The following is a 22,088-nucleotide window of genomic DNA, read 5'->3' as shown; positions in this document are numbered from 1 at the left end:
GATGTTGCCGGCGAGTTCGCTGCTGGACACGCCGGCCGCGTCGCTCAACGACCCGGACTGGGCTGCTGCTGCGCGCCAGGCGCTGCAGCAGGCGGACGCGCGCCTGTACCGCCGCTTCGACCAGGGCGACAACATCGAGCGCCTGCTGGCGCTGCGTGCGCGTGCGGCCGACCATCTGATCCGCCTGGCCTGGCAGCGCTGCCTGCCGTTCGACAGCGGCCTGTCGCTGTTCGCAGTGGGGGGGTATGGGCGCGGCGAACTGTTCCCGCGCTCGGACATCGACCTGCTGGTGTTTGGCGACCCGCCGGCACAGTTGGCGCACGAATCCGCACTGGCACGCCTGTTCGCGCTGCTGTGGGATTGCGGGCTGGCGGTCAGCCATGCGGTGCGCAGTGCAGCGCAGTGCCGCGAGGCTGCTGCCGACCAGACCGTGTTGACCGCGCTGATCGAGGCGCGTCCGATCCTGGCCGAGGACACTGCCCGCCGTGCGCTGCGCGAGGCCATCGACGACCGTGAGCTGTGGCCTGCACGTGCCTTCTTCCTGGCCAAGCTGGAAGAGCTGCGCAACCGCCACCAGCGTTTCGGCGATACCGCCGACAACCTGGAACCGGATCTCAAGGATGGCCCCGGCGGCCTGCGCGATCTCAACACGCTGGGCTGGATGGCGCTGCGCGCCTTTGGCGTACGCGACTTGGAAGCGCTGGTCGGCCTGGGCCACCTGGGGGCCGACGAAGCGGCCGCGCTGAAGCGCGAGCGTGCGGTGCTGGCGCGTCTGCGCTTCGGGCTGCACCTGGTGGCGCGGCGCCCGGAAGAACGGTTGCGCTTCGATTACCAGAAGACCCTGGCCGCGCGCCTGGGCTTCGAAGACGATGCCGAGAATCTCGGTGTCGAAAAGATGATGCAGGGCTTCTACCGCGCCGCGCTGGTGGTGCGCCGGATCAGTGACCGCCTGCTGCAGCGCTTCGAGGAACAGTTCGATGGCGAGGCGCAGCCGGAACCGCTGACCGTGGGTTTTTCCCTGCGACGCGGCTACCTGGCGGCCAATGATGCTGACTGGCCGCGCGGCGATATCGGCCAGGTGTTCGCGCTGTTCTCCGGCTGGGCCAACAATCCGCAGGTACGCGGCCTGCATTCGCTGACCGCGCGCGCGCTGGCCGAATCGTTGCCGCTGCTGCCGGCCTACGACCAGGCCGACGCCGACGCGCGCGAGCAGTTCCTGGCCCTGCTGCGTGGCCAGCGCCCGGTCGATACGCTTTCGCGCATGGCGAGGCTTGGCGTGCTCGGCCAGTGGATTCCGGCATTCGCCCAGGTCAGCGGGCGCATGCAGTTCGACCTGTTCCATGTCTATACGGTGGACCAGCACACGCTGATGGTCCTGCGCAACATCGGCCAGTTCGCCAGCAGCCGCGCCGACGAGCGCTTCTCGATCGCGCATGAAGTGTGGCCGCGCCTGCGCAAGCCGGAGCTCCTGCTGCTGGCCGGCCTGTTCCATGACATCGCCAAGGGTCGTGGCGGTGATCACTCCGAACTGGGCGCGGTCGATGCGCGCGCGTTCTGCCAGACCCATGCCCTGAGCATCTCCGACACCGAACTGGTGGCCTGGCTGGTCGAACAGCATCTGCGCATGTCGGTGACCGCGCAGAAGCAGGACATCGCCGATCCGGTGGTGATCCATCGCTTTGCGACCCTGGTCGGCAGCCGCGACCGGCTGGACTACCTGTACCTGCTGACCTGTGCCGATATCGCCGGCACCAGCCCGAAGCTCTGGAACGCGTGGAAGGACCGCCTGTTGGCCGACCTGTATTTCGCCACCCGGCGCGCGCTGCGTGAAGGCCTTGAGCACCCGGTGCCTGCCGCCGAGCGCGTGGCCGAGGCGCGTGACAGCGTGCGTGCGCTGGTGCGCGAGCAGGGCTACGACGATGCCACCATCGACCGCCAGTTCGCGGTGATGCCCGACGAAGGCTTCATCCGCCTGCGCCCGGAGCAGCTGGCCTGGCAGGCCGCCGCGCTGGTACCGGTGAAACAGGGCCAGGCGCTGGTGAAGGTGCGCCGCATCAGCGTCGACGACCCGGCACTGGAAGTGTTTGTACATTCACCGGACCGCGACGGCCTGTTCGCCGCCATCGTGATGACCCTGGACCGCAAGGGCTACGGCATCCATCGCGCGCGCGTGCTGGATGGTCCGGCCGACACCATTTTCGATACCTTCGAAGTGAACCCGGCCGACAGCTTCGCCGATGGCAGCAGTGCCAATCTGGAGGCCGCGCTGCGCGAGGCACTCAGTGGTGACCTGTCGCGCCTGCGCCCGTCGCGCCGGGTGGTGCCGCGGCAGCTGCGTCATTTCCGCTTCGCGCCGCGCATCGAGTTCCGCGATGAACCGGGCGCAACCCGATTTGCCCTGGTCGCTCCCGACCGTCCTGGCCTGCTGGCCGACGTGGCGTTCGTGCTGCGCAACCAGGGCCTGCGCGTGCATGATGCGCGCATTGCTACGTTCGGCGAACGCGCCGAAGACACCTTCGTGATCAGTGACGAACACGACCTCCCCCTGACTGAACCTGCCCGGCAGCAGCTGCATGACGCGATGCTGGCCTGCCTGGACCCTGATCGAAACGCCGGAGACCCCGCCTGATGGCCACCAAGCCTGTTAAGAAGACTGCTGCCACCGCCAATAGCGCAGCGGCCAAAAAAACTGCCGCCGTGCCGGCCGCGAAGAAGGCGGCTGCGCCGAAGAAAGCCGCAGCGGTGAAGGCGCCGGCGAAGAAGGTGGCGGCACCGAAGAAGGCCCCGGCCAAGAGTGCCGAAGCCGCACGCGCCGAAACCATCGCCCGCAAATCGCTGCGCAAGCCGGCCACGCCGGGCGTGGAAGAACTGAAGTTCGGCATCGAAAGTGCCTTCGAACGCCGCGCCACGCTGACCCTGCACGAACTGGAAGGCTCGACCAGGCCGCTGGTCAACCGTGTGATCGATGGCCTGGAAAGCGGGGAATTCCGCGTTGCCGAACCGGACGGCCATGGTGGCTGGAAGGTCAACGAGTGGTTGAAGAAGGCGGTGCTGCTGTACTTCCGCGTCAACGACATGGCCGTGGTCGATGCGCGCCCGGCGCCGTTCTGGGACAAAGTCGAATCGCGTTTTGCCGGCTATGACGAAGCGAAGTTCCGTCGTGGTGGCGTGCGCGTGGTGCCGGGCGCCATTGCCCGCCGCGGTACGTACTTCGGCAAGGACGTGGTGCTGATGCCGAGCTTCACCAACATCGGCGCCTATGTCGGTGAAGGCACCATGGTCGATACCTGGGCCACCGTTGGTTCCTGCGCGCAGATCGGCCAGCACTGCCATCTGTCCGGCGGTGCCGGTATCGGCGGCGTGCTGGAACCGCTGCAGGCCAGCCCGACCATCATTGAAGACCACTGCTTCATCGGCGCGCGTTCGGAAGTGGTGGAAGGCGTGGTGGTCGGCCACCACAGCGTGATCGGCATGGGCGTGTTCCTCAGCCAGAGCACCCGCATCTACAACCGCGCCACCGGCGAGATCAGCTACGGCTACATCCCGCCGTACAGCGTGGTGGTATCCGGCTCGCTGCCGAGCAAGGACGGCACCCACTCGCTGTACTGCGCGGTGATCGTCAAGCAGGTCGATGCCAAGACCCGCAGCAAGACCAGCGTCAACGATCTGCTGCGCGGCCTGGCCGACTGAAGGTGGCTGCGCCGGAAGACCTGGCGCAGTCCGCGATCTACCGGCATCCGTCCGACACCGCGTTCGGACGGATGCTGCCGCGCCTGCTGCATGCATCCCGCTGGAGCCGGCTGCGTCGCGCGCTGTCACGGCGTTGGCCGATGCCAGCGCTGGCCAGCGATGTGCGCGACGTGGTCTACGCGAGCTGGTGGGTCGACGTGCGCCATGCACCGTTGCCGCCACCGGGCCATCACTACGTGGTGCATGCCGGGCGCACGCCGTACACCATCCTCAGCTACCGTCACGGGCACTTCGGGCCCGCGCTGGCCGGGCCGCTGCGCGCGCTGATGCCGTCGCCGCGGCAGAGCAACTGGCGCTGGTACCTGCGCCGCGACGACGATCCGGAAGGCACACCGGTGGTGCTGTTTGATCGCAATGTGATGGACCAGCTGGCCTTCGTCGCTGGCGCGCGCGCGTTCAGCGATGCCATGCAACCCCATCTTTCCATCCGCTTCGAACATGTGCTGGATGCCTCGGGTCGTGGCCACACGCTGATTGAAGGCGGGCAGGGCAGTGCACCCGCGTTGGGACTGCAGTGGCAGGCAGCCGATGGCTGGCGGCACGACGCATGGTCGGCGGCGTTCGGTGGCCGTCAGGCCCTGCTGCGCTTCCTGACCTGCCAGGACGAAGCCATCGCCCGCACCTGCGATCAGTACTGGGCCAGTACCCGCATCGCGCTGCCGGTGGACATCGGCAGCCTGCAGCCGCTGCGCCTGTCGGGCGAGCTGCACTGCCCGCGCCTGCAGGCGATGGGCGTGGCGCTTGAATCGGGCCTGGTCTTCCGCTTGCCGAGAGTGCCGTTCCGGGTCGTGTCCGAGCGCCTGTTGTGAGATTCTGGACCCCTGTTTTCCAGCATCACAGATGGCCATGAGCACCACTGTCTACGGTTTGAAGAACTGCGATACCTGCAAGAAGGCGACCAAGTGGCTCGACCGCTTCGGCGTGCCGTACACCTTCGTCGATTACCGCGAGAACAAACCCAGCCCGGAAATGCTGCTGGAATGGGCCGCGCAGCTGGGGGGGCTGGCGGCGATGGTCAACAAGTCCTCCACCACCTGGCGGCAGCTGCCGGACAACCGCAAGGCCGCCGATTCCGAGGCCGAGTGGAAGCTGCTGCTGCGCGAGTACCCGCAGCTGATCAAGCGCCCGCTGGTGGTCACCGCCGATGGCAAGGCCAGCCAGGGTTTCAGTGACAACGGCTTCAAGGCCCGCTTCGGCCTGGGCGACGCATGAGTACCGTCCTTGACCTGGCCTGCGAGCTGATCGCACGGCCTTCGGTGACGCCGGACGATGCGGGTTGCCAGGCGCTGCTGGCGGCGCGGCTGAAGCAGGCTGGATTCCACTGTGACCACCTGCGCCTGGGCGATGTCGACAATCTGTGGGCGACCCATGGCCAGGGCGCACCGGTACTGGTCCTGCTGGGCCACACTGACGTGGTGCCAACCGGCCCGCGCGAAGCCTGGACCAGCGACCCGTTCACCCCACAGATCCGCGATGGCGTGCTGTATGGGCGCGGTGCTGCCGACATGAAAGGCAGCGTGGCTGCGTTCGTGGTCGCCGCCGAGCAGTTCGTCGCCGCGCATCCCGATCATCCCGGCACGCTGGCGGTACTGCTGACCAGCGACGAGGAGGGCGATGCCATCGATGGCGTGCGCCACGTTGCACGCCTGTTCGCCGCACGGGGGCAGCGCATCGACTGGTGCATCACCGGTGAGCCGTCATCGACCGCGACGCTGGGCGACCTGCTGCGCGTGGGCCGCCGCGGCAGCCTGTCCGCCAAGCTGCGCGTGCAGGGCGTTCAGGGGCATGTGGCGTACCCGGAGAAAGCGCGCAATCCGATCCACCAGGCGGCGCCGGCACTGGCCGAACTGAGTGCGCGACGCTGGGACGACGGCTACGAGAGCTTCCCGCCGACCAGCCTGCAGATCTCCAACATCCACGCCGGCACCGGTGCCAACAACGTGATTCCCGGCGAGCTCGAAGTGGATTTCAACCTCCGCTACAACCCGCATTGGGACGCGCCGAAGCTGGAAGCAGAGATCGCCGCACTGCTGGACCGGCATGGCCTGCAGTACACGCTGAAGTGGCACCGTAGCGGCGAGCCGTTCTACACCCCGGAAGGCACGCTGCGCGCCGCTGCACGCGCAGTGCTGGCCGAGCACATCGGCCGCGCGCCGGAAGAAAGTACCGGCGGCGGTACCTCCGATGCGCGCTTCATCGCACCCTTGGGTGCGCAGTGCATCGAAGTAGGACCGGTCAACGCCAGCATCCACCAGGTGGACGAGAACGTGCGCGTGGACGAACTGGAAGCACTGCCCGGGCTGTACCAGCGGCTGGTGGAACGGCTGCTGGTGTAAGGACGGTGAGGTGGGAATGGTGGGTGCCGACCGTTGGTCGGCACGCCCCCCGCCGGGGCTGCATCCCTGTAGAGCCGAGCCATGCTCGGCTGGTGTCTACCGGCAGAAGCAGCCGAGCACGGCCCGGCTCTACTATTCCGAAAAAAGGAAGAACGGCGGCTCGACCGCTTTTTTCCAGTAGCTGGGCGCCGCCATGTAGAAGTGCTGCGCTTCGGCCTTCGCGAACCAGCGTGCCGCCGCCTCGGTGTCCTTCTCCACGCCCGGCGCACTCCGGCCCAGCAGCAGCCCGGCAAAGTACTGGCCGAACACATTGCCCTGTTCCCCGGCACGCTGATACAGCTGCAACGCATGTGCCGGATCGCTCGGCACGCCCACGCCGCGTTCCAGCAGCGCGCCCAGATCCACCTGCGCCTCGGCATCGCCACGCGCCGCGCGACGCTGCAGGTGGGCGACCAGCGGGTGCACGGTGCCGGCCTTCGCGGCCACTGCATCCGGCAGTCGCGAGGAACGGCTTGGATAGCGGTGATGGATCATCGCGCGCAGGTCCCAGCGCAGGGCCTGCTGTGCGTCGCCCTGCTGGCGATAGGCTGCAGCCAAGTCGTGGAACGCGTAGGGATTGCCGTGGTTGGCCGCAGCCAGGTAGGCGCGCTCGCCGCGTCGCCACGAAGCGCGCAGCACCGGTGCAGGATCGATGCGGGGGCTGTCGGCATGCCGCAGCGTGCCGAAGGTCCAGATCCGGCCCAGTGCTTCTTCCGCCTTGGTGTTGTGGAAGGTCCAGGGCGTGGCCGCAGCGGCACGCTCGTAGTAGGCGATCGCGCGCGGGTCGTTGAAGCGCTCGAAGGTCTCTGCGGTATCCCAGGCGCCGTCAAAGCTGCCGTCGCTGCCGCGCTGTTCCAGGGCCTGCTGCTGCGCGGGCGGCAGCCTGGAGGGCGGGGACAGGGTATGGCAGGCCGCCAGGCCCAGGCAGAGCAGGGCGGCCAGTACGGCAGTGCATCCAGTGCGGTGTTGCATTTCCATTACACATTGCTGGGCGCGCCATTATGCGCTTCACGCGTGGTTGCCAACGCAACTGTTGCGCCGCGCCGGAAACCGGGGTACGGTCGATCCCATGTCGATCCGCCTGGCCACCGCCGTCAATAACAACAACCGCAATAATCTGCGCGCGAATAATCGTGCGCGGCCGATGCGGGACTGCGCCCTGGGTAGATAGACAGCAACACACGCCCGGACACCAGAAAACCCGCATCGGCCGATGCGGGTTTTTTTGTGCCCGGGCGCAGCCTTCCCGGGCCTGGATGGCCGGTCGAACACCTTCCCCTCGTGAAATCCCCCAACAGGAGCTCCGCCATGTGTTCGATCTTCGGAATCTTCGGCCTGCAGGCCGGTGACGATCTTCCCGCCCTGCGCCGGCACGCGCTGGAACTGTCGCAGCGCCAGCGCCACCGTGGCCCGGACTGGAGCGGCGTGTACCTGGACGAAGGCGCATTGCTGGTCCACGAGCGGCTGGCCATCGTCGATCCGGCCGGCGGCTCGCAACCGCTGCTGTCTGCCGACGGCCAGCTGGCGCTGGCGGTGAACGGCGAAATCTACAACCACCAGCAACTGAAGGCCGCGCTGACCACCGCCTACGACTTCCAGACCGGCTCGGACTGCGAAGTGATCAACGCGCTGTACCGCCAGGGCGGATCGCCGGCGCAGTGGCTGGAGCAGCTCAACGGCATCTTCGCCTTTGCGCTGTGGGACCGTGACAGCGGCCGCGTGCTGGTGGCGCGCGACCCGGTCGGCGTGGTGCCGCTGTACTGGGGCCACGATGCGCAGGGGCGCCTGCGCGTGGCTTCGGAGATGAAGGCGCTGGTCGATTCCTGCGCCGATGTCGCGCAGTTCCCGCCGGGCCACTATTTCGACAGCGCCAGTGGTGAACTGGTGCGCTACTACCAGCAGCCGTGGCGTGAGTATGCGGATGTGCAGGGCCGCCAGGCCGACCTCGCCGAACTGCGGCAGGCCTTCGAGCACGCCGTGGAGCGCCAGCTGATGAGCGACGTGCCGTATGGCGTACTGCTGTCCGGTGGTCTGGATTCATCGCTGGTGGCCGCCGTGGCCGCACGCTACGCGCGCCGTCGCATCGAGGACGGCGGGCAGACCGAAGCCTGGTGGCCGCGCCTGCACTCGTTCGCGATCGGGCTGAAGGGATCCCCCGATCTGGCCGCTGCCGCGGTTGCTGCCGAAGCGCTGGGTACTGTGCACCACGGGTTCGAATACACCTTCGAAGAAGGCCTGGACGTGCTGCCGGAAGTGATCCGCCACATCGAAACCTACGACGTCACCACCATCCGCGCGTCGACGCCGATGTTCCTGCTGGCGCGGCGGATCAAGGCGATGGGCGTGAAGATGGTGCTGTCCGGCGAAGGCAGCGACGAGATCTTCGGTGGTTACCTGTACTTCCACAAGGCGCCGGATGCGCGCGAATTCCACGACGAGCTGGTGCGCAAGCTCGACGCCCTGCACAACTACGATTGCCTGCGTGCCAACAAATCGATGATGGCCTGGGGCGTGGAGCCGCGCGTGCCGTTCCTGGATCGTGAATTCCTCGACGTGGCGATGCGCTTCGATGCCGCGCACAAGATGGTCGGTGCCGGGTTCGGTGGCCGTCGCATCGAGAAGGCGGTGCTGCGCGAGGCGTTCGATGGCTACCTGCCGGACAGCATCCTGTGGCGGCAGAAGGAGCAGTTCAGCGATGGCGTCGGCTACGGCTGGATCGATGGGCTGAAGGCGCATGCCGAAGCGCAGGTGAGCGATCGTGTGCTGGCGGCCGCCGACAAGCGCTTCCCGCACAACCCGCCGCAGACCAAGGAGGCGTACTACTACCGCCACCTGTTCGAGCAGTTCTTCCCGAGCCGCGCGGCGGCCGAGACCGTGCCGGGCGGCAAATCGATTGCCTGTTCCTCGCCGGCGGCGATCGCCTGGGATGCCAGCTTCGCGGCGGCGGCCGACCCTTCCGGACGCGCGATCGCCGGCGTGCACGAACAAGCCCTGGCGTAATGCTTCCGCCGGGCCATGACCGGCGAGCACAAGGAGGACTTAGTCCCCTCCGTCCCCTTTTTGCGACGTATCATCGGCGCCCTGCACATTGGGGAATGTTCATGGACGTACCGCGCGGTAGCCAACGGCCGCCGATGAAGTGGGGATGGCGCTATCTGGCATGGGCCGCGCTGCCCTTGCTTGCCGGTGTACTGCTGGCACGCTTCGCTGGCCCTGCTGCACCCGCTGCGGTTGCCCGCGCTACGGCTGTGGCAGAGGGCGGCTGGGCGCAGCATCTGGCCTCGCCGCTGGGCCTGTTCCTGCTGCAGTTGCTGGTGCTGTTGCTGGTGGCCAAGGGGGCGGGCGCACTGCTGAAGCGGCTGGGCCAGCCGGCGGTGATCGGCGAGATGGCGGCCGGCCTGATGATGGGCCCGTTGGTGCTGGGCAGCGTGCTGCCGCAGCTGCATGGGGCGCTGTTCCCGGGCAGTTCGCTGGGGCCGCTGGGCATGCTCAGCCAGCTGGGCGTGCTGATGTTCCTGCTGGTGGCCGGTGCCGAGCTGGATCTGGCTGCGCTGCGCGGGCGACGGCGTTTTGCGTTCACGGTCAGCCATGCCGGCATCGCGGTGCCGTTCGTGCTCGGCATCGCGCTGGCGATCTGGCTGTACCCGCAGCACGGCCCCGAAGGTGTGGGCTTCACTGCGTTCGCGCTGTTCGTCGGCATCTCGATGAGCATCACCGCGTTCCCGGTGCTGCTGCGCATCCTCGCCGACCGTGGCATCACCCAGACATCGCTGGGCCAGACCGCCATCGCCTGCGCCGCCTTGGGCGACGCCACCGCGTGGTGCCTGCTGGCGCTGATCGTTGCCGCGGCCCAGGCGAGTGGCTGGCTGCCGGCCAGCCTCAACCTGCTGTGCGTGGTTGCGTTCGTGGCGTTGATGCTGGGGCTGGTGAAGCCCTGGTTCGCCCGCCAGCAGATCGCGCCGGGACGCGAAGGGCGCTGGCTGCTGGGCATCCTGCTGCTGTCGCTGGCCAGTGCGCTGTTCACCGAGATGCTCGGCATCCATGCGCTGTTCGGTGCCTTTGCTGCGGGCGTGGCGGTGTCGTCCAACGTGCAGCTGCGCGAGCTGCTGATGGCCCGCGTCGAACCGTTCGCGGTGACGCTGCTGCTGCCGCTGTTCTTCGCCATGACCGGTCTGCGGATGCGCGCCGACGCATTGCAGGCCAGCGATATCGTGCTGTGCGCGGTGGTGATCGTGGTGGCCACGGCCGGCAAGCTGCTGGGCACCTTCAGTGCTGCGCGCAGTGCCGGCATGCCCACGCGTGAGGCATGGCGGTTGGGCGCGCTGATGAATACCCGCGGCCTGATGGAGCTGATCGTGCTCAACCTGGGCTACGAGCTGGGCCTGCTCGGTGACCGCCTGTTTGCGGTGCTGGTGATCATGGCGCTGGTGACCACGGCGATGACCGGGCCGCTGTTGAACCTGATCGAGCGGCGTAGAAGCTGACCCGGTAGCGCGGCGAGGGCATTCCGTAGAGCCGAGCCCATGCTCGGCTCCGCGCCAGAAGCAGCCGAGCATGGGCTCGGCTCTACAGCGTGCAGCGCACCCTCGGGCACGTGGGTGCCGCCGTCAGCGCGCTGGCACCAGCGTCATGGTGTGCTGCGCCTTGCCGGGCAGGAACGGGGTCGGGCGGCCATGCACCCAGTCTTCGTGGCCGGCGCCCCAGTACGGAGACAGGGGATGCCCGCTCTGGCCGCCGGGCATGTGCACGATGCCGTCGGCCTCGTGGCCGGGCGATACCACCATGCGCTCGGAAGCACCGAAGTTCGGCGTCTGCACCCGCGGCATGTCGCGGTCACCAGGCAGGCGGTCGGCCGGCATGCACAGCCAGCGCTTGGCGAACTCCGGCAGCGCGCGTGCGATCGGATGGCAGATTGCCGCGGTATTGCGTTCCCCCCACGTGCGCTTGGCCAGTGGGCCTTGCCTGGAGAGCTCGGCTTCCGTGCGACGTGCTGCATCGATCAGCAGCGCATCCCAGCTGTCGAACGCTGGCGGCAGCAGGTTGGCCGGGCGCTGCTGCAGCATCGGCCAGGCCACGCCTTCCAGCTGCGCCAGGCGCGGATCGAGGTAGTCCTCACCCAGCTGCGCATTGGCCGGTGCCAGCAGCGCATCGGACAGCGTCTCCATCACCTGCGTGCGGAACTCGCGCACCACCCGGTAGCTGACCGAGTTGGCGGAAGCGCGCCCGCCCCACTGATGGCTGACCGCCTTCAATCGCTTCAGCGCGGGATCGTCACTGCGTTCGATGACGTCGTGCAGCAGTGCCCACCAGCGCTGCAGGAACACCGCGCGGTCGTCGAGCTGGATCGCAAGCAGGTCGTGTTCGTCGAAGCGCTCCTGGATCGCCAGCAGGTCGCGGATCTGCCGCGCACGAGCGCCGAGGTCATAACCACCGTTGCCGACACTGGCCAGTGCCTCGCCGTCGAGGACGCGGCCGTTGGCGGTCCACAGGCGATGGTTGGGTGGGTCGATCAGTGCCGGCGAGGCATCGCTGCGGATCGGCCAGGGGGCGCAGTCCTGGTTGCTGGTGGCCGTGAAGCCGGCCGGTGCACAGCCCGGACCGCGGTCCGGGCGGGCGCCGATCAGGCGCCAGGCGATGCGTCCGCTGCGGTCGCCGACCACCAGGTTCTGCGCGGGAATGCCGGCGTGGTCGGCGAACCGCAGGGCCGCGTCCAGATCGCCAGCGCGGGCCAGGTCACTGAAGTCCAGCCGTACCGCGCCCGGCAGATGGGCGACCCAGCGCAGCGCGTCGCTGCGGCCATCGGCATGGGTGTGCAGGATCGGGCCCCAGGCGGTTTCGCGCACCGGGAACACCACGTCGGCCCGGCCGGCTACGGTGATGCGTTCTTCATGTACGGTCGCGGCGGCGTTGGCCGGTTCAGTCCGGTAGTCCGCCGTGTCGATGTAGCTGTTGGTGAAGCCCCAGGCCACGTGCCCGTTGCTGCCGACGATCACGGCCGGCAGGCCGGGCAGCGAGAAGCCGGTGACGTCGACCTGGCCGCCGGCAGCCTGCGGGTCGGGGTAGCGCAGGCGCACGCGGAACCACAGGCCCGGTGCGCGCAGGCCCAGGTGCATGTCGTCGGCGACGATAGCGCGGCCATCGGCGGTAAGCGCCCCCGCCACCGCGAAGTTGTTGCTGCCGACAGCGTCCGCCTCTTCCTGCGCGGTGCCGGATTTTCCCTTCAATGTGTGCAGGTCGAGCTGGCTGGCATCGGGGAGCGTGGCGTTGCCGGTCGGTTCGCCGAACAGCGGTGCATCCCATTCGGTGCCGTCGTGGGCGATCAGCGCGTACAGCGCGGACGGCACCACTGCGCGGATGCGGCTCAGTGCAAGCTCGGTCTGGTTGCCCGGGTCCTGCAGGTCGGCGTACATGGCCAGCCCGGTCAGCACGCTGTCGCTGGCCTTCCACGGTTGCGGTGACTGCCGCAGCAGCAGGTAGGCCCACGGGCGCACGGAGAGATCGGCCAGGCCTTCATTGACCCCACCGACGTAGGCGCTCACGGCTTCGATGTTGTCGCCCAGTGCAGCCTGCATGTTCGCCTCGGTGCGCGCGCGCAGCCGATGCACGCGCATGCGCTTGTCGGCGTCGATGGCCTTCGGCCCGAACAGCGCCGACAGCTCACCGGCGGCACTGCGGCGCATCAGGTCCATTTCGAAATAACGTTCCTGCGCATGCACGCGACCCAATGCGCGCATCGCGTCGGCCTGGCTGGCGGCGGTGATGGTCACCACGCCCAGCGCATCGCGTTCGAGGGTGACCGGCTTGGCCAGCCCCGGCAGCGCATGCTCGCCGTCCAGGTCGGCCAGGCTGCCGCGCAGCAGCAGCCACAGCACCAGGGCGGTGACCAGGACGATGGCGATCAATACGCCCAGCACCCAACGCCATGTACGTCGCATCGCACGTCCTTTCCGAACTCGTGGGCCGATTGTAGCCGCAGGCGCAACTGCGACTGATTCCGATTAGATCACCGTATTCTGAAATGCGGCACCCTATGCCACATCGATTCACAGGAGCCCCCCCATGAAAGGCAACCCGGACGTCATCGCCTGTCTGAAGGAACTGCTGCGCGGCGAGCTCGCTGCCCGCGACCAGTACTTCATCCATTCCCGCCGCTACGAGGATCAGGGCCTGTTCGCGCTGTACGAACGCCTGAACCACGAGATGGAAGAGGAAACCCAGCACGCCGATGCGCTGCTGCGCCGGATCCTGTTCCTGGGCGGCGACCCGGACATGCGCCCGCATGCCACCGAGCCGGGCAAGACTGTGGAAGAGATGCTGCAGAAGGATCTCGACACTGAATACGCCGTTCGGAACAATCTCGCCGCCGGCATGAAGCTGTGCGAGGAGAACGGCGACTACGTGAGCCGCGACATCCTGCTGGCGCAGCTGAAGGACACCGAAGAAGACCACGCCTGGTGGCTGGAACAGCAGCTCGGCCTGATCAAGCGCATCGGCCTGGAGCTGTACCAGCTGAGCAAGATCGACGGCAGCGGCGCCCCGGCGCACTGAGCCGGCACCGCTCTCTGTAGAGCCGGGCCATGCTCGGCTGCTGTTGGATCCGAGTCGAGCATGGCTCGACTCTACAACGTTCTGTCGCCCGCCAGCACCGGCGCACCGCCAGCCAGCCTTCGCCCGCCAGCTGCTCCACCGCCCGCCAGCCGACAACGAAAAAGCCGGGGATTGCCCCGGCTTTTTCGTGTCTGATCCCCGGCAAGGCGTGTCAACCAAGGTTGACACCCACCAGGGCAGGGCCCCAGCCCTTATTCCACCGACAACCCTTCCACCTTCTGCCAGCCGCGCGGCAGCAGGTGGCCACGGGTGGCGCGGGCGCCGAGGTAGGCGTCGAGCTCGTTGAACTTCAGCCCCATCGTGCGCTGGCCACTGCGCACCTGCAGGGTCTGCCCCGGGCTGATCGCCACGATGGCGACCACGCGTTCGGTGGCGAGCTTGGCCTTCGGGATCTCGATGATCTTGTTGCCCTTGCCCTTGTCCAGTTCCGGCAGGTCGTTGGCGGCGATCGCCAGCAGGTTGCCCGAGCTGGTCACCGCCACGATGCGGTCGGTGGCCACGTTGGCGAGCACCGACGGAGTGAGCACCGACGAGCCGGACGACAGATTCAGCATCGCCTTGCCGGCCTTGTTGCGACCGATCAGGTTCTCGAAGCGGGTGACGAAGCCATAGCCATGACTGGAGGCCAGCACGAAGCGGGCCTCCGGCTCGGCACTGGCCAGGGTCACGAAGCTGGTGCCCGGCGCCGGCGAGAAGCGGCCGGTCAGCGGTTCGCCATTGCCACGCGCGGAGGGCAGGGTGTGCACCGGCGTCGAGTAGGCGCGGCCCTCGCTGTCGAGGAACGCGACCTGCTGGGTGCTGCGCGCGCGCACCGCGCCCTGCAGTCCGTCGCCTTCGCGGTAGGACAGGGCCGATGCATCGACGTCGTGGCCCTTGGCGGCACGGATCCAGCCCTTCTCCGACAGCACCACGGTCATCGGCTCGCTCGGCACCAGCTCGGTCTCATCGATGGCCTGCGCGGCCTGGCGCTGCACCAGCGGCGAACGGCGTGCGTCGCCGAACTTCTTGGCGTCGGCGGTCAGTTCGTCGCGGATCAGCTTCTTCAGCTTGGCCTTGCTGTCGAGGATGCCGAGGATCTTCTCGCGCTCCTTGGCCAGCTCGTCCTGCTCGCCGCGGATCTTCATCTCCTCCAGGCGGGCCAGCTGCTTCAGCTTGGTTTCCAGGATGTACTCGGCCTGTTCCTCGGACAGGCCGAAGCGCGCGATCAGCGCCGCCTTCGGTTCGTCCTCGGTACGGATGATGTGGATCACCTCGTCCAGGTTGAGGAAGGCGATCAGCAGGCCTTCCAGCAGGTGCAGGCGGCGCTCGACCTTCTGCAGGCGGTGCTGCAGGCGGCGGGTGACGGTGTTGCTGCGGAAGGTCAGCCATTCGCTGAGCAGCATCTTCAGGTTCTTCACCTGCGGACGGCCGTCCAGCCCGATCACGTTGAGGTTGACGCGGTAGCTGCGCTCCATGTCCGTGGTGGCGAACAGGTGGCCCATCAGCTGCTCGGCGTCGACGCGGTTGGAACGCGGCACCAGCACCACGCGCACCGGGTTGGCGTGGTCGGATTCATCGCGGATGTCTTCCAGCCACGGCAGCTTCTTGGCGCGCATCTGCGCGGCAATCTGCTCGATCACCTTCGACGGCGACACCTGGAACGGCAGCGCCGTCACCACGATGTTGTTGGCTTCCTTGGTGAAGGTCGCACGCGCACGCACGCTGCCATTGCCGGTCTCGTACATGTTCCGCAGATCGTTGGCCGCGGTGATGATCTCGGCGCTGGACGGGTAGTCCGGGCCCTGCACGTGCTCGCACAGGTCGCGCACGGTCGCATCGGGGTTGTCCAGCAGGTGCAGCAGCGCGCTGACAATCTCGCTGAGATTGTGCGGCGGTACGTCGGTGGCCATGCCGACGGCGATGCCGGTGGTGCCGTTCAGCAGCAGGTGCGGCAGCCGCGCCGGCATCCAGGTCGGTTCCTGCAGGGTGCCGTCGAAGTTCGGCGCCCAGTCGGTGGTGCCCTGGCCCAGCTCGCCCAGCAGCACTTCGGCGATCGGGGTCAGCTTGGATTCGGTGTAACGCATCGCCGCGAACGACTTCGGGTCGTCGCTGGAGCCGAAGTTGCCCTGGCCCTCGATCAGCGGGTAGCGGTACGAGAACGGCTGCGCCATCAGCACCAGCGCCTCGTAGCACGCGCTGTCGCCGTGCGGGTGGTACTTACCGATGACGTCACCGACGGTGCGCGCGGACTTCTTCGGCTTGGACGCGGCATTCAGGCCCAGCTCGCTCATCGAATAGATGATGCGGCGCTGCACTGGCTTCAGGCCGTCGCCGATGAACGGCAGGGCGCGGTCCAGGACCACGTACATCGAGTAATCGAGGTAGGCGCGTTCGGCGTACTCGCGCAGCGGCAGTTGTTCGAATCCGTGGAACACGGGGCGGGCAAGTTCGGTCATGCGGCGTTGTTACCTGTTGTCGGGAGGCGGCGACGGCGGTCGCCGCTCGCAATCCTGTGATTATCCGGATGCGGCGGGGGATGCCAAGCCGCGCGCAGGGTCCAGCCCGGTTTCCAGGCCATGCCCGGCCCGCGCCAGGTAGCGCCCGGGCGGCAGCCCGAAGTGGCGGCGGAACACGGTGACGAAGGCGCTGGCGCTGCTGAAGCCCAGTGCGTGGGCGATGTCGGCCACGCTGCGGCCATCGGTCAACTGGCGCAGGGCTTCGGAGAGCCGGGCCTGCTGCCGCCACTGGGCGAAGCTGAGCGTGGTCTCGTCGCGGAAGTGGCGGGTGAGGCTGCGCGGCGACAGGCCGGCCCAGTGCGCCCATTCGGCCAGGCTGCGCTCGTCGGACGGGTCGGCCAGCAGCTGCGAGGCGATCTTCAGCAGGCGCCGGTCATGCGGCATCGGCAGGTGCATGCGCTGGCGCGGCGCAGTGCGGATCTCGTCCAGCAGCACGTCGATGATGTGCTGGCGCTCGGGCGTGGTGTCGTAGCCCAGCGGCCATTCGCAGATGCGGTCGGCCAGCGCCTGCGCCAGCTTGGACAGGCCCAGCACGCAGGGATCGGCGGGCAGGGTGGCGCAGGCCGGTGCGGCCAGCGCCATGCCCCAGCCACGCAGCGGACCGTCCAGGGTCACCGTATGCGGCTCCAGCGGCGGCATCCAGCCGGCCGAGCCCGGCGCCAGCGACCACGTCCCGTGCGAGGTGCGGGTGGTCAGCAGGCCGCGTTCGACGCAGATCAGCTGGGCGCGCTGGTGGTGGTGCCAGTCCACTTCCCGGACCAGGCCGAGGGGGCTGTCGAAGCGGAAGGCGACCACCGGCGGGCCGTCGTTGCGCTCGAACCAGTCCAGTGCGTCGTCACGCAGCAGGCGTTTCGGAGGGGGGATTTCTGCCTTGTTCATCATATCCGCTGGCTGAAATGTGTCATCCATTGGCTTAATTGTACTACCGGGCCAGCTGAGCGGGCCATTAAGGTGTGCGCCGTCACTGATCCAGCCCACTGCTGCAACACAGCATTCGATGCCAGATCAAATATTTCCATTGAGAAATATTTTTTTTGGAAGAGAATGCTCCCCCATGATCTGTCCTGCAACCACTCCCCCCAGCTTCGGCCTGCTGCTGCGCCAGGTGCGCGACGGCCTGGTCCGGCAACTCGACGCGTCCATGGCCGAAGAAGATCTGGGTATCGGCTTCACCCACTACATCGGGCTGAAGGTGCTTTCGCACATGGCCCCGTGCACCGCCAACGAGCTGGCCCAGGCCATCGACCAGGTGCCCAGCGCGGTCACCCGCCTGCTGGACAAGCTGGAGGCGCTGGGCTGCGTCCGCCGCGAACCGCATGCGCAGGACCGCCGCGCGCTGCAGATCGTGCTGACCGATGAAGGCCGCGCGTTGTGGGCGCGGCTGAAGCTGCGCGGCGACGCGGTGATGGATTACGCCTTGCGCGATCTTTCCACCGACGAGCGCACGCTGCTGCTGTCCCTCCTTACCCGAATCCGCGATTCACTGACGACCCCATGAACCCGATCCCGCATCCCACTCTCCGCCGGTCCGGGCGCGCGCTGCTGGTGTCAGCGCTGGCCCTGGCCCTGGCCGCCTGCGCCAGCAGCCGTGGCCTCACCCCGCAGGGCCACGTGCTAGACGTGGACAGCCTGCACAGCGAACGCACCCTGGCCGACACCGACCTGAGCGCCACCGGCTTCCCGGCGCAGGACTGGTGGAAGGCGCTGGGCGATGCGCAGCTGGACGCGCTGGTTGCCGAGGGCCTGGCCGGTCATCCGAGCCTGGACGCCGCCGACGCGCGCCTGCGCCAGGCCCAGGCCCAGGTCGGTACCGCGCGCGCTGACCAGCTGCCCAGCCTGTCGGTGTCCGGCGGCTACACCGGCCTGCGCCTGCCTGAGTCGATGGTCGGCAGCGAAATGGGTGGCCGCTACGGCGGCAGCAGCCAGGTCGCCTTCGACTTCAGCTACGGCGTGGACCTGTGGGGCGGCAAGCGCGCTGCCTGGGAAGCCGCCGTGGATGGTGCCCACGCCGCCACCGTCGAAGCCCAGGCCGCCCGCCTGAACCTGTCCACCGGCATCACCCAGGCCTATGCCGACCTGGCCTATGCGTGGCAGCTCAATGACGTGGCCGAGGAAGAGCTGACCCGTTCGCAGAAGTCGCTGGAGCTGACCCGCCAGCGCCGCAGTGCCGGCATCGACAGCGACCTGCAGGTGCGCCAGGCCGAGGCTCGCGTACCGGCCGCGCAGCAGCAGGTGCAGGCCGCGCAGCAGCGCATCGACGCGGCCCGCACCGCACTGGCCGCGCTGGTCGGCAAGGGCCCGGACCGTGGCCTGTCGATCCAGCGCCCGCAGCCGCTGAACCCGCTGGCGCTGCAGCTGCCGGGCGTGCTGCCCAGCGAACTGCTGGGCCGTCGCCCCGACATTGTTGCCGCACGCTGGCGCGTGGAAGCAGCCGACAAGCAGATCAAGGTGGCCAGGACCAAGTTCTACCCGAGTTTCAACCTGACCGCGCTGGCTGGCGTGGTCGCCCCGAACGTGGGTGACCTGCTGAAGAGCAGCTCCACCTTCGCCTACATCGGCCCGGCGCTGAGCCTGCCGATCTTCGAAGGCGGCAAGCTGCGTGCCAACCTGGCCAACACCGATGCGCAGTACGACCTGGCGGTGGCCAACTACAACCAGGCCGTGCTCGACGCGCTGCGCGACGTGGCCGACCAGGTCAATGCGGTGCGCTCGCTGGCGCAGCAGGCGCACTCGCAGCAGCAGGCGGTGGACACCGCCCGCTCGGCCTTCGACCTGGCCCGGCAGCGTTACCGCGCCGGCATCGGCAGCTACCTGGACGTGCTGACCGCGCAGTCCACCCTGCTGCAGTCGCAGCAGCAGCTGGCCGGCCTGCAGTCGCAGCAGGTGCAGACTTCGGTGCGCCTGAGCAAGGCGCTGGGTGGTGGTTTCCAGCCCGCTGACGCCGACCGCGCACCGATCGCCTCCCATTCCGATTCCTCGCATTCCTGAAGACCCCTGCCATGAGCCAGACCCAAGACACCGCGGCCCCGGCCGCCTCCAACCGCCGTGGCAACCTGCTGCGCGGCCTGTTCGTGATCGTCGTGCTGCTGCTTGCCGCGCTGGCGCTGTGGTACTTCATGTTCGGTCGTTGGTTCGAAGAGACCGACGATGCCTACGTGCAGGGCAACCAAGTGCAGATCACCCCGCTGGTGGCCGGTACCGTGGTCGCCATCAACGCCGATGACGGCATGCGCGTGGAGCGCGGCCAGCTGCTGGTGCAGCTGGACCCGTCCGACACCTCGGTGGCGCTGCAGCAGGCCGAAGCCAACCTGGCCAAGACCGTGCGCCAGACCCGTGGCCTGTACCGCAGCGTGGAAGGCGCGCAGGCGGACTTGAACGCGCGCCAGGTGACCCTGAAGCGCGTGCGTGATGACTTCGCCCGCCGCAAGGACCTGGCCGCCACCGGCGCCATCTCCAACGAAGAACTGGCCCACGCCCGCGATGAGCTGGCTGCGGCCGAAGCGGCCGTTGCCGGGTCGCGCGAGACCGTCGAACGCAACCGCGCGTTGGTCGACGACACCGTGATCGCCACCCAGCCGGACGTGCAGGCGGCAGCCGCGCAGCTGCGCCAGGCCTTCCTCAACAACGCCCGCGCCGGCATCGTCGCGCCGGTCACCGGCTACGTCGCCCGTCGTTCGGTGCAGGTCGGCCAGCGCGTGCAGCCGGGCAACGCGCTGATGGCGGTAGTGCCGACCGAGCAGATGTGGGTCGAGGCCAACTTCAAGGAAACCCAGCTGCGCCACATGCGCCTGGGCCAGGAAGTGGAGCTGAAGTCGGACCTGTATGCCGGTGACGTGAAGTACAAGGGCCGCATCCAGAGCCTGGGCCTGGGCACCGGTTCGGCGTTCTCGCTGCTGCCGGCGCAGAACGCCAGCGGCAACTGGATCAAGATCGTGCAGCGCGTGCCGGTGCGCATCGCCATCGATGCCAAGCAGCTGGCCGAACACCCGCTGCGCATCGGCCTGTCGATGAAGGCTGAAGTGAGCCTGCGCGACCAGAAGGGTGAAGTGCTGCCGAGCACCCCGGCCAAGGGCACGGTGTTCGACACCGACGTGTATGCCAAGCAGCTGCATGATGCCGACGAGGTGATCCACACGATCATCCAGGGCAACCTGCCGCAGCAGCAGGCGAAGGCGGGCTGAGGTCGCCATGTCCGCACAAGCTCCAGCCGCGCCCGGCGCTCCGGGCGCACCGGCGGCGCCGGGAGCGGCCTCCGGATTCCTGCCGCCCAGCGTCGCCCTGTGCACCGTGGGCCTGGCGATGGCGTCGTTCATGCAGGTGCTCGACACCACCATCGCCAACGTCTCGCTGCCGACCATCGCCGGTAATCTCGGCGCCAGTTCGCAGCAGGCGACGTGGGTCATCACCTCGTTCGCGGTCAGCACGGCCATCGCGCTGCCGCTGACCGGCTGGCTCAGCCGCCGCTTCGGCGAACGCAAGCTGTTCGTCTGGGCCACGCTGGCCTTCGTCATCACCTCGCTGCTGTGCGGCCTGGCCCAGAGCATGGGCATGCTGGTGCTGTCACGCGCGCTGCAGGGCTTCGTGGCCGGCCCGATGTATCCGATCACGCAGTCGCTGCTGGTCTCGATCTATCCACGCGAGAAGCGCGGGCAGGCGCTGGCGCTGCTGGCGATGATCACGGTGGTGGCGCCGATCTGCGGCCCGATCCTCGGTGGCTGGATCACCGACAACTACAGTTGGGAGTGGATCTTCCTGATCAACGTGCCGCTGGGCATCTTTGCCGCGCTGGTGGTGGGCAACCAGTTGAAGGGGCGCCCGGAGCAGATCGAGAAGCCGAAGATGGACTATGTCGGCCTGGTCACCCTGGTGATCGGTGTCGGCGCGCTGCAGCTGGTGCTCGATCTGGGCAATGACGAGGACTGGTTCTCGTCGATGAAGATCGTGGTGCTGGCCTGCGTGGCAGTGGTGACGCTGACGGTCTTCCTGATCTGGGAGCTGACCGACAAGGATCCGATCGTCGACCTCAAGCTGTTCCGGCATCGAAACTTCCGCGCAGGCACGCTGGCGATGGTGGTGGCCTATGCGGCGTTCTTCAGCGTGGCGCTGCTGATCCCGCAGTGGCTGCAGCGTGACATGGGCTACACCGCGATCTGGGCGGGCCTGGCGACCGCGCCGATCGGTATCCTGCCAGTGATCATGACCCCGTTCGTGGGCAAGTACGCATCGCGCTTCGACATGCGCATGCTGGCCACGATCGCCTTCATCGTGCTGTCGATGACCAGCTTCCTGCGCTCGAACTTCAACCTGCAGGTGGACTACATGCACGTGGCCGGCGTGCAGCTGATCATGGGCATCGGCGTGGCGCTGTTCTTCATGCCGGTGCTGCAGATCCTGCTGTCGGACCTGGATGGCCGCGAGATCGCGGCGGGTTCCGGCCTGGCCACCTTCCTGCGTACGCTGGGCGGCAGCTTCGCAGCATCGCTGACCACGTGGCTGTGGGCGCGTCGTACCCAGGTGCACCATGCGGATCTGACCGAGCACATCTCGGCCTATCAGCCGGGCATGCAGGACCAGGTGACCGCGATGGGGCAGGGCAACCTGCAGAACGGTGCAGCGGTGCTGAACAACATGATCAACCACCAGGCTTCGCAGATGGGCTTCAACGACATCTTCTTCCTGCTGGGCTGGATCTTCCTGGCGATCATCACGTTCCTGTGGCTGGCCAAACCACCGTTCGGCGCGGGTGCGGGTGCGGCGTCTGCCGGCGGCCATTGATCGATCATTGCCGTTGAAATGCAAGAACCCCGCCGCAAGGCGGGGTTTTTGTTTGAGGGGTGTCGTGGCGGCCGTCACACCTGAA

16 protein-coding genes are annotated in these 22,088 nt (G+C 67.9%); 12 read left to right on the top strand and 4 right to left on the bottom strand.

The annotated features are described in order from the left end of the window. The first annotated feature begins 1 nt into the window (after position 1). The 5 genes from AASM09_RS15525 to dapE are packed head-to-tail and all read left to right on the top strand — an operon-like array spanning position 2 to position 6,086. Complete coding sequence (locus AASM09_RS15525) at positions 2 to 2,629, top strand: [protein-PII] uridylyltransferase (RefSeq protein ID WP_100443635.1); 2,628 nt, start codon at positions 2 to 4, stop codon at positions 2,627 to 2,629. Beyond that, positions 2,629 to 3,690 carry a 2,3,4,5-tetrahydropyridine-2,6-dicarboxylate N-succinyltransferase gene (gene dapD / locus AASM09_RS15520; protein WP_100443634.1) on the top strand — a complete coding sequence of 354 codons (1,062 nt, stop codon included), beginning with the start codon at positions 2,629 to 2,631 and terminating at the stop codon, positions 3,688 to 3,690. The genes AASM09_RS15525 and dapD overlap by 1 nt, the downstream gene beginning before the upstream one ends. Positions 3,691 to 3,692: 2 nt before the next feature. Continuing rightward, complete coding sequence (locus AASM09_RS15515) at positions 3,693 to 4,559, top strand: hypothetical protein (protein WP_049429631.1); 867 nt, start codon at positions 3,693 to 3,695, stop codon at positions 4,557 to 4,559. A gap of 31 nt (positions 4,560 to 4,590) precedes the next feature. After that, positions 4,591 to 4,962 (top strand): arsenate reductase, encoded by a 372-nt coding sequence (locus tag AASM09_RS15510; RefSeq protein ID WP_180849163.1) that lies wholly within the window; start codon positions 4,591 to 4,593, stop codon positions 4,960 to 4,962. Continuing rightward, entirely contained in the window at positions 4,959 to 6,086 is a 1,128-nt protein-coding gene (dapE, locus tag AASM09_RS15505) for a succinyl-diaminopimelate desuccinylase (protein ID WP_049429630.1), read from the top strand. The genes AASM09_RS15510 and dapE overlap by 4 nt, the downstream gene beginning before the upstream one ends. A gap of 132 nt (positions 6,087 to 6,218) precedes the next feature. On the opposite strand, the gene AASM09_RS15500 is transcribed toward dapE, so the two are convergent. Continuing rightward, positions 6,219 to 7,097, bottom strand: coding sequence for a tetratricopeptide repeat protein (locus AASM09_RS15500; RefSeq protein ID WP_370672020.1), 879 nt, complete (start codon positions 7,095 to 7,097; stop codon positions 6,219 to 6,221). 336 nt (positions 7,098 to 7,433) lie between these two features. Between AASM09_RS15500 and asnB the strand changes: the two genes are divergently transcribed. Beyond that, complete coding sequence (asnB, locus tag AASM09_RS15495; protein ID WP_049427311.1) at positions 7,434 to 9,125, top strand: asparagine synthase B; 1,692 nt, start codon at positions 7,434 to 7,436, stop codon at positions 9,123 to 9,125. Between the two features lie 95 nt (positions 9,126 to 9,220). Continuing rightward, complete coding sequence (locus AASM09_RS15490; RefSeq protein ID WP_100443632.1) at positions 9,221 to 10,609, top strand: cation:proton antiporter; 1,389 nt, start codon at positions 9,221 to 9,223, stop codon at positions 10,607 to 10,609. Positions 10,610 to 10,732: 123 nt separating this feature from the next. Here the strand turns inward: AASM09_RS15490 and AASM09_RS15485 are convergent, their stop codons facing one another. After that, positions 10,733 to 13,060, bottom strand: coding sequence for a penicillin acylase family protein (locus tag AASM09_RS15485; protein ID WP_100443631.1), 2,328 nt, complete (start codon positions 13,058 to 13,060; stop codon positions 10,733 to 10,735). 124 nt (positions 13,061 to 13,184) lie between these two features. On the opposite strand from AASM09_RS15485, the gene bfr reads away from it, so the two are divergent. Further along, positions 13,185 to 13,673: a bacterioferritin gene (gene bfr, locus AASM09_RS15480; RefSeq protein WP_049429558.1), complete on the top strand. Its 489-nt coding sequence runs from the start codon at positions 13,185 to 13,187 to the stop codon at positions 13,671 to 13,673. 251 nt (positions 13,674 to 13,924) lie between these two features. On the opposite strand, the gene parC is transcribed toward bfr, so the two are convergent. Continuing rightward, a complete protein-coding gene (parC, locus tag AASM09_RS15475; RefSeq protein ID WP_343368482.1) occupies positions 13,925 to 16,168 on the bottom strand; it encodes a DNA topoisomerase IV subunit A in 2,244 nt (747 codons plus the stop codon). Positions 16,169 to 16,228: 60 nt separating this feature from the next. Further along, positions 16,229 to 17,110, bottom strand: coding sequence for a helix-turn-helix domain-containing protein (locus AASM09_RS15470; protein ID WP_180849161.1), 882 nt, complete (start codon positions 17,108 to 17,110; stop codon positions 16,229 to 16,231). 172 nt (positions 17,111 to 17,282) lie between these two features. Between AASM09_RS15470 and emrR the strand changes: the two genes are divergently transcribed. Genes emrR through emrB form a run of 4 tightly spaced genes read left to right on the top strand, consistent with a single transcriptional unit; the run spans position 17,283 to position 22,003 of the window. Continuing rightward, the gene (gene emrR / locus AASM09_RS15465) at positions 17,283 to 17,726 is read left to right on the top strand and encodes a multidrug efflux system transcriptional regulator EmrR (protein WP_049429561.1); all 444 of its coding nucleotides are present in this window, start codon (positions 17,283 to 17,285) and stop codon (positions 17,724 to 17,726) included. Next, on the top strand, positions 17,723 to 19,216 hold the full coding sequence (gene emrC / locus AASM09_RS15460; RefSeq protein WP_100443629.1) for a multidrug efflux transporter outer membrane subunit EmrC: 1,494 nt from the start codon (positions 17,723 to 17,725) through the stop codon (positions 19,214 to 19,216). The genes emrR and emrC overlap by 4 nt, the downstream gene beginning before the upstream one ends. A gap of 11 nt (positions 19,217 to 19,227) precedes the next feature. Then, the gene (gene emrA, locus AASM09_RS15455; RefSeq protein ID WP_049427530.1) at positions 19,228 to 20,409 is read left to right on the top strand and encodes a multidrug efflux MFS transporter periplasmic adaptor subunit EmrA; all 1,182 of its coding nucleotides are present in this window, start codon (positions 19,228 to 19,230) and stop codon (positions 20,407 to 20,409) included. Between the two features lie 7 nt (positions 20,410 to 20,416). Further along, complete coding sequence (emrB, locus tag AASM09_RS15450; RefSeq protein ID WP_049427532.1) at positions 20,417 to 22,003, top strand: multidrug efflux MFS transporter permease subunit EmrB; 1,587 nt, start codon at positions 20,417 to 20,419, stop codon at positions 22,001 to 22,003. The last annotated feature ends 85 nt before the right edge of the window (positions 22,004 to 22,088 follow it).

The sequence above is a fragment of the Stenotrophomonas maltophilia genome (assembly GCF_039555535.1).
Taxonomy (GTDB): domain Bacteria; phylum Pseudomonadota; class Gammaproteobacteria; order Xanthomonadales; family Xanthomonadaceae; genus Stenotrophomonas; species Stenotrophomonas maltophilia_Q.
Note: the sequence above shows the minus strand (reverse complement) of the source record. Positions and strands in the feature narration are given on the sequence as shown.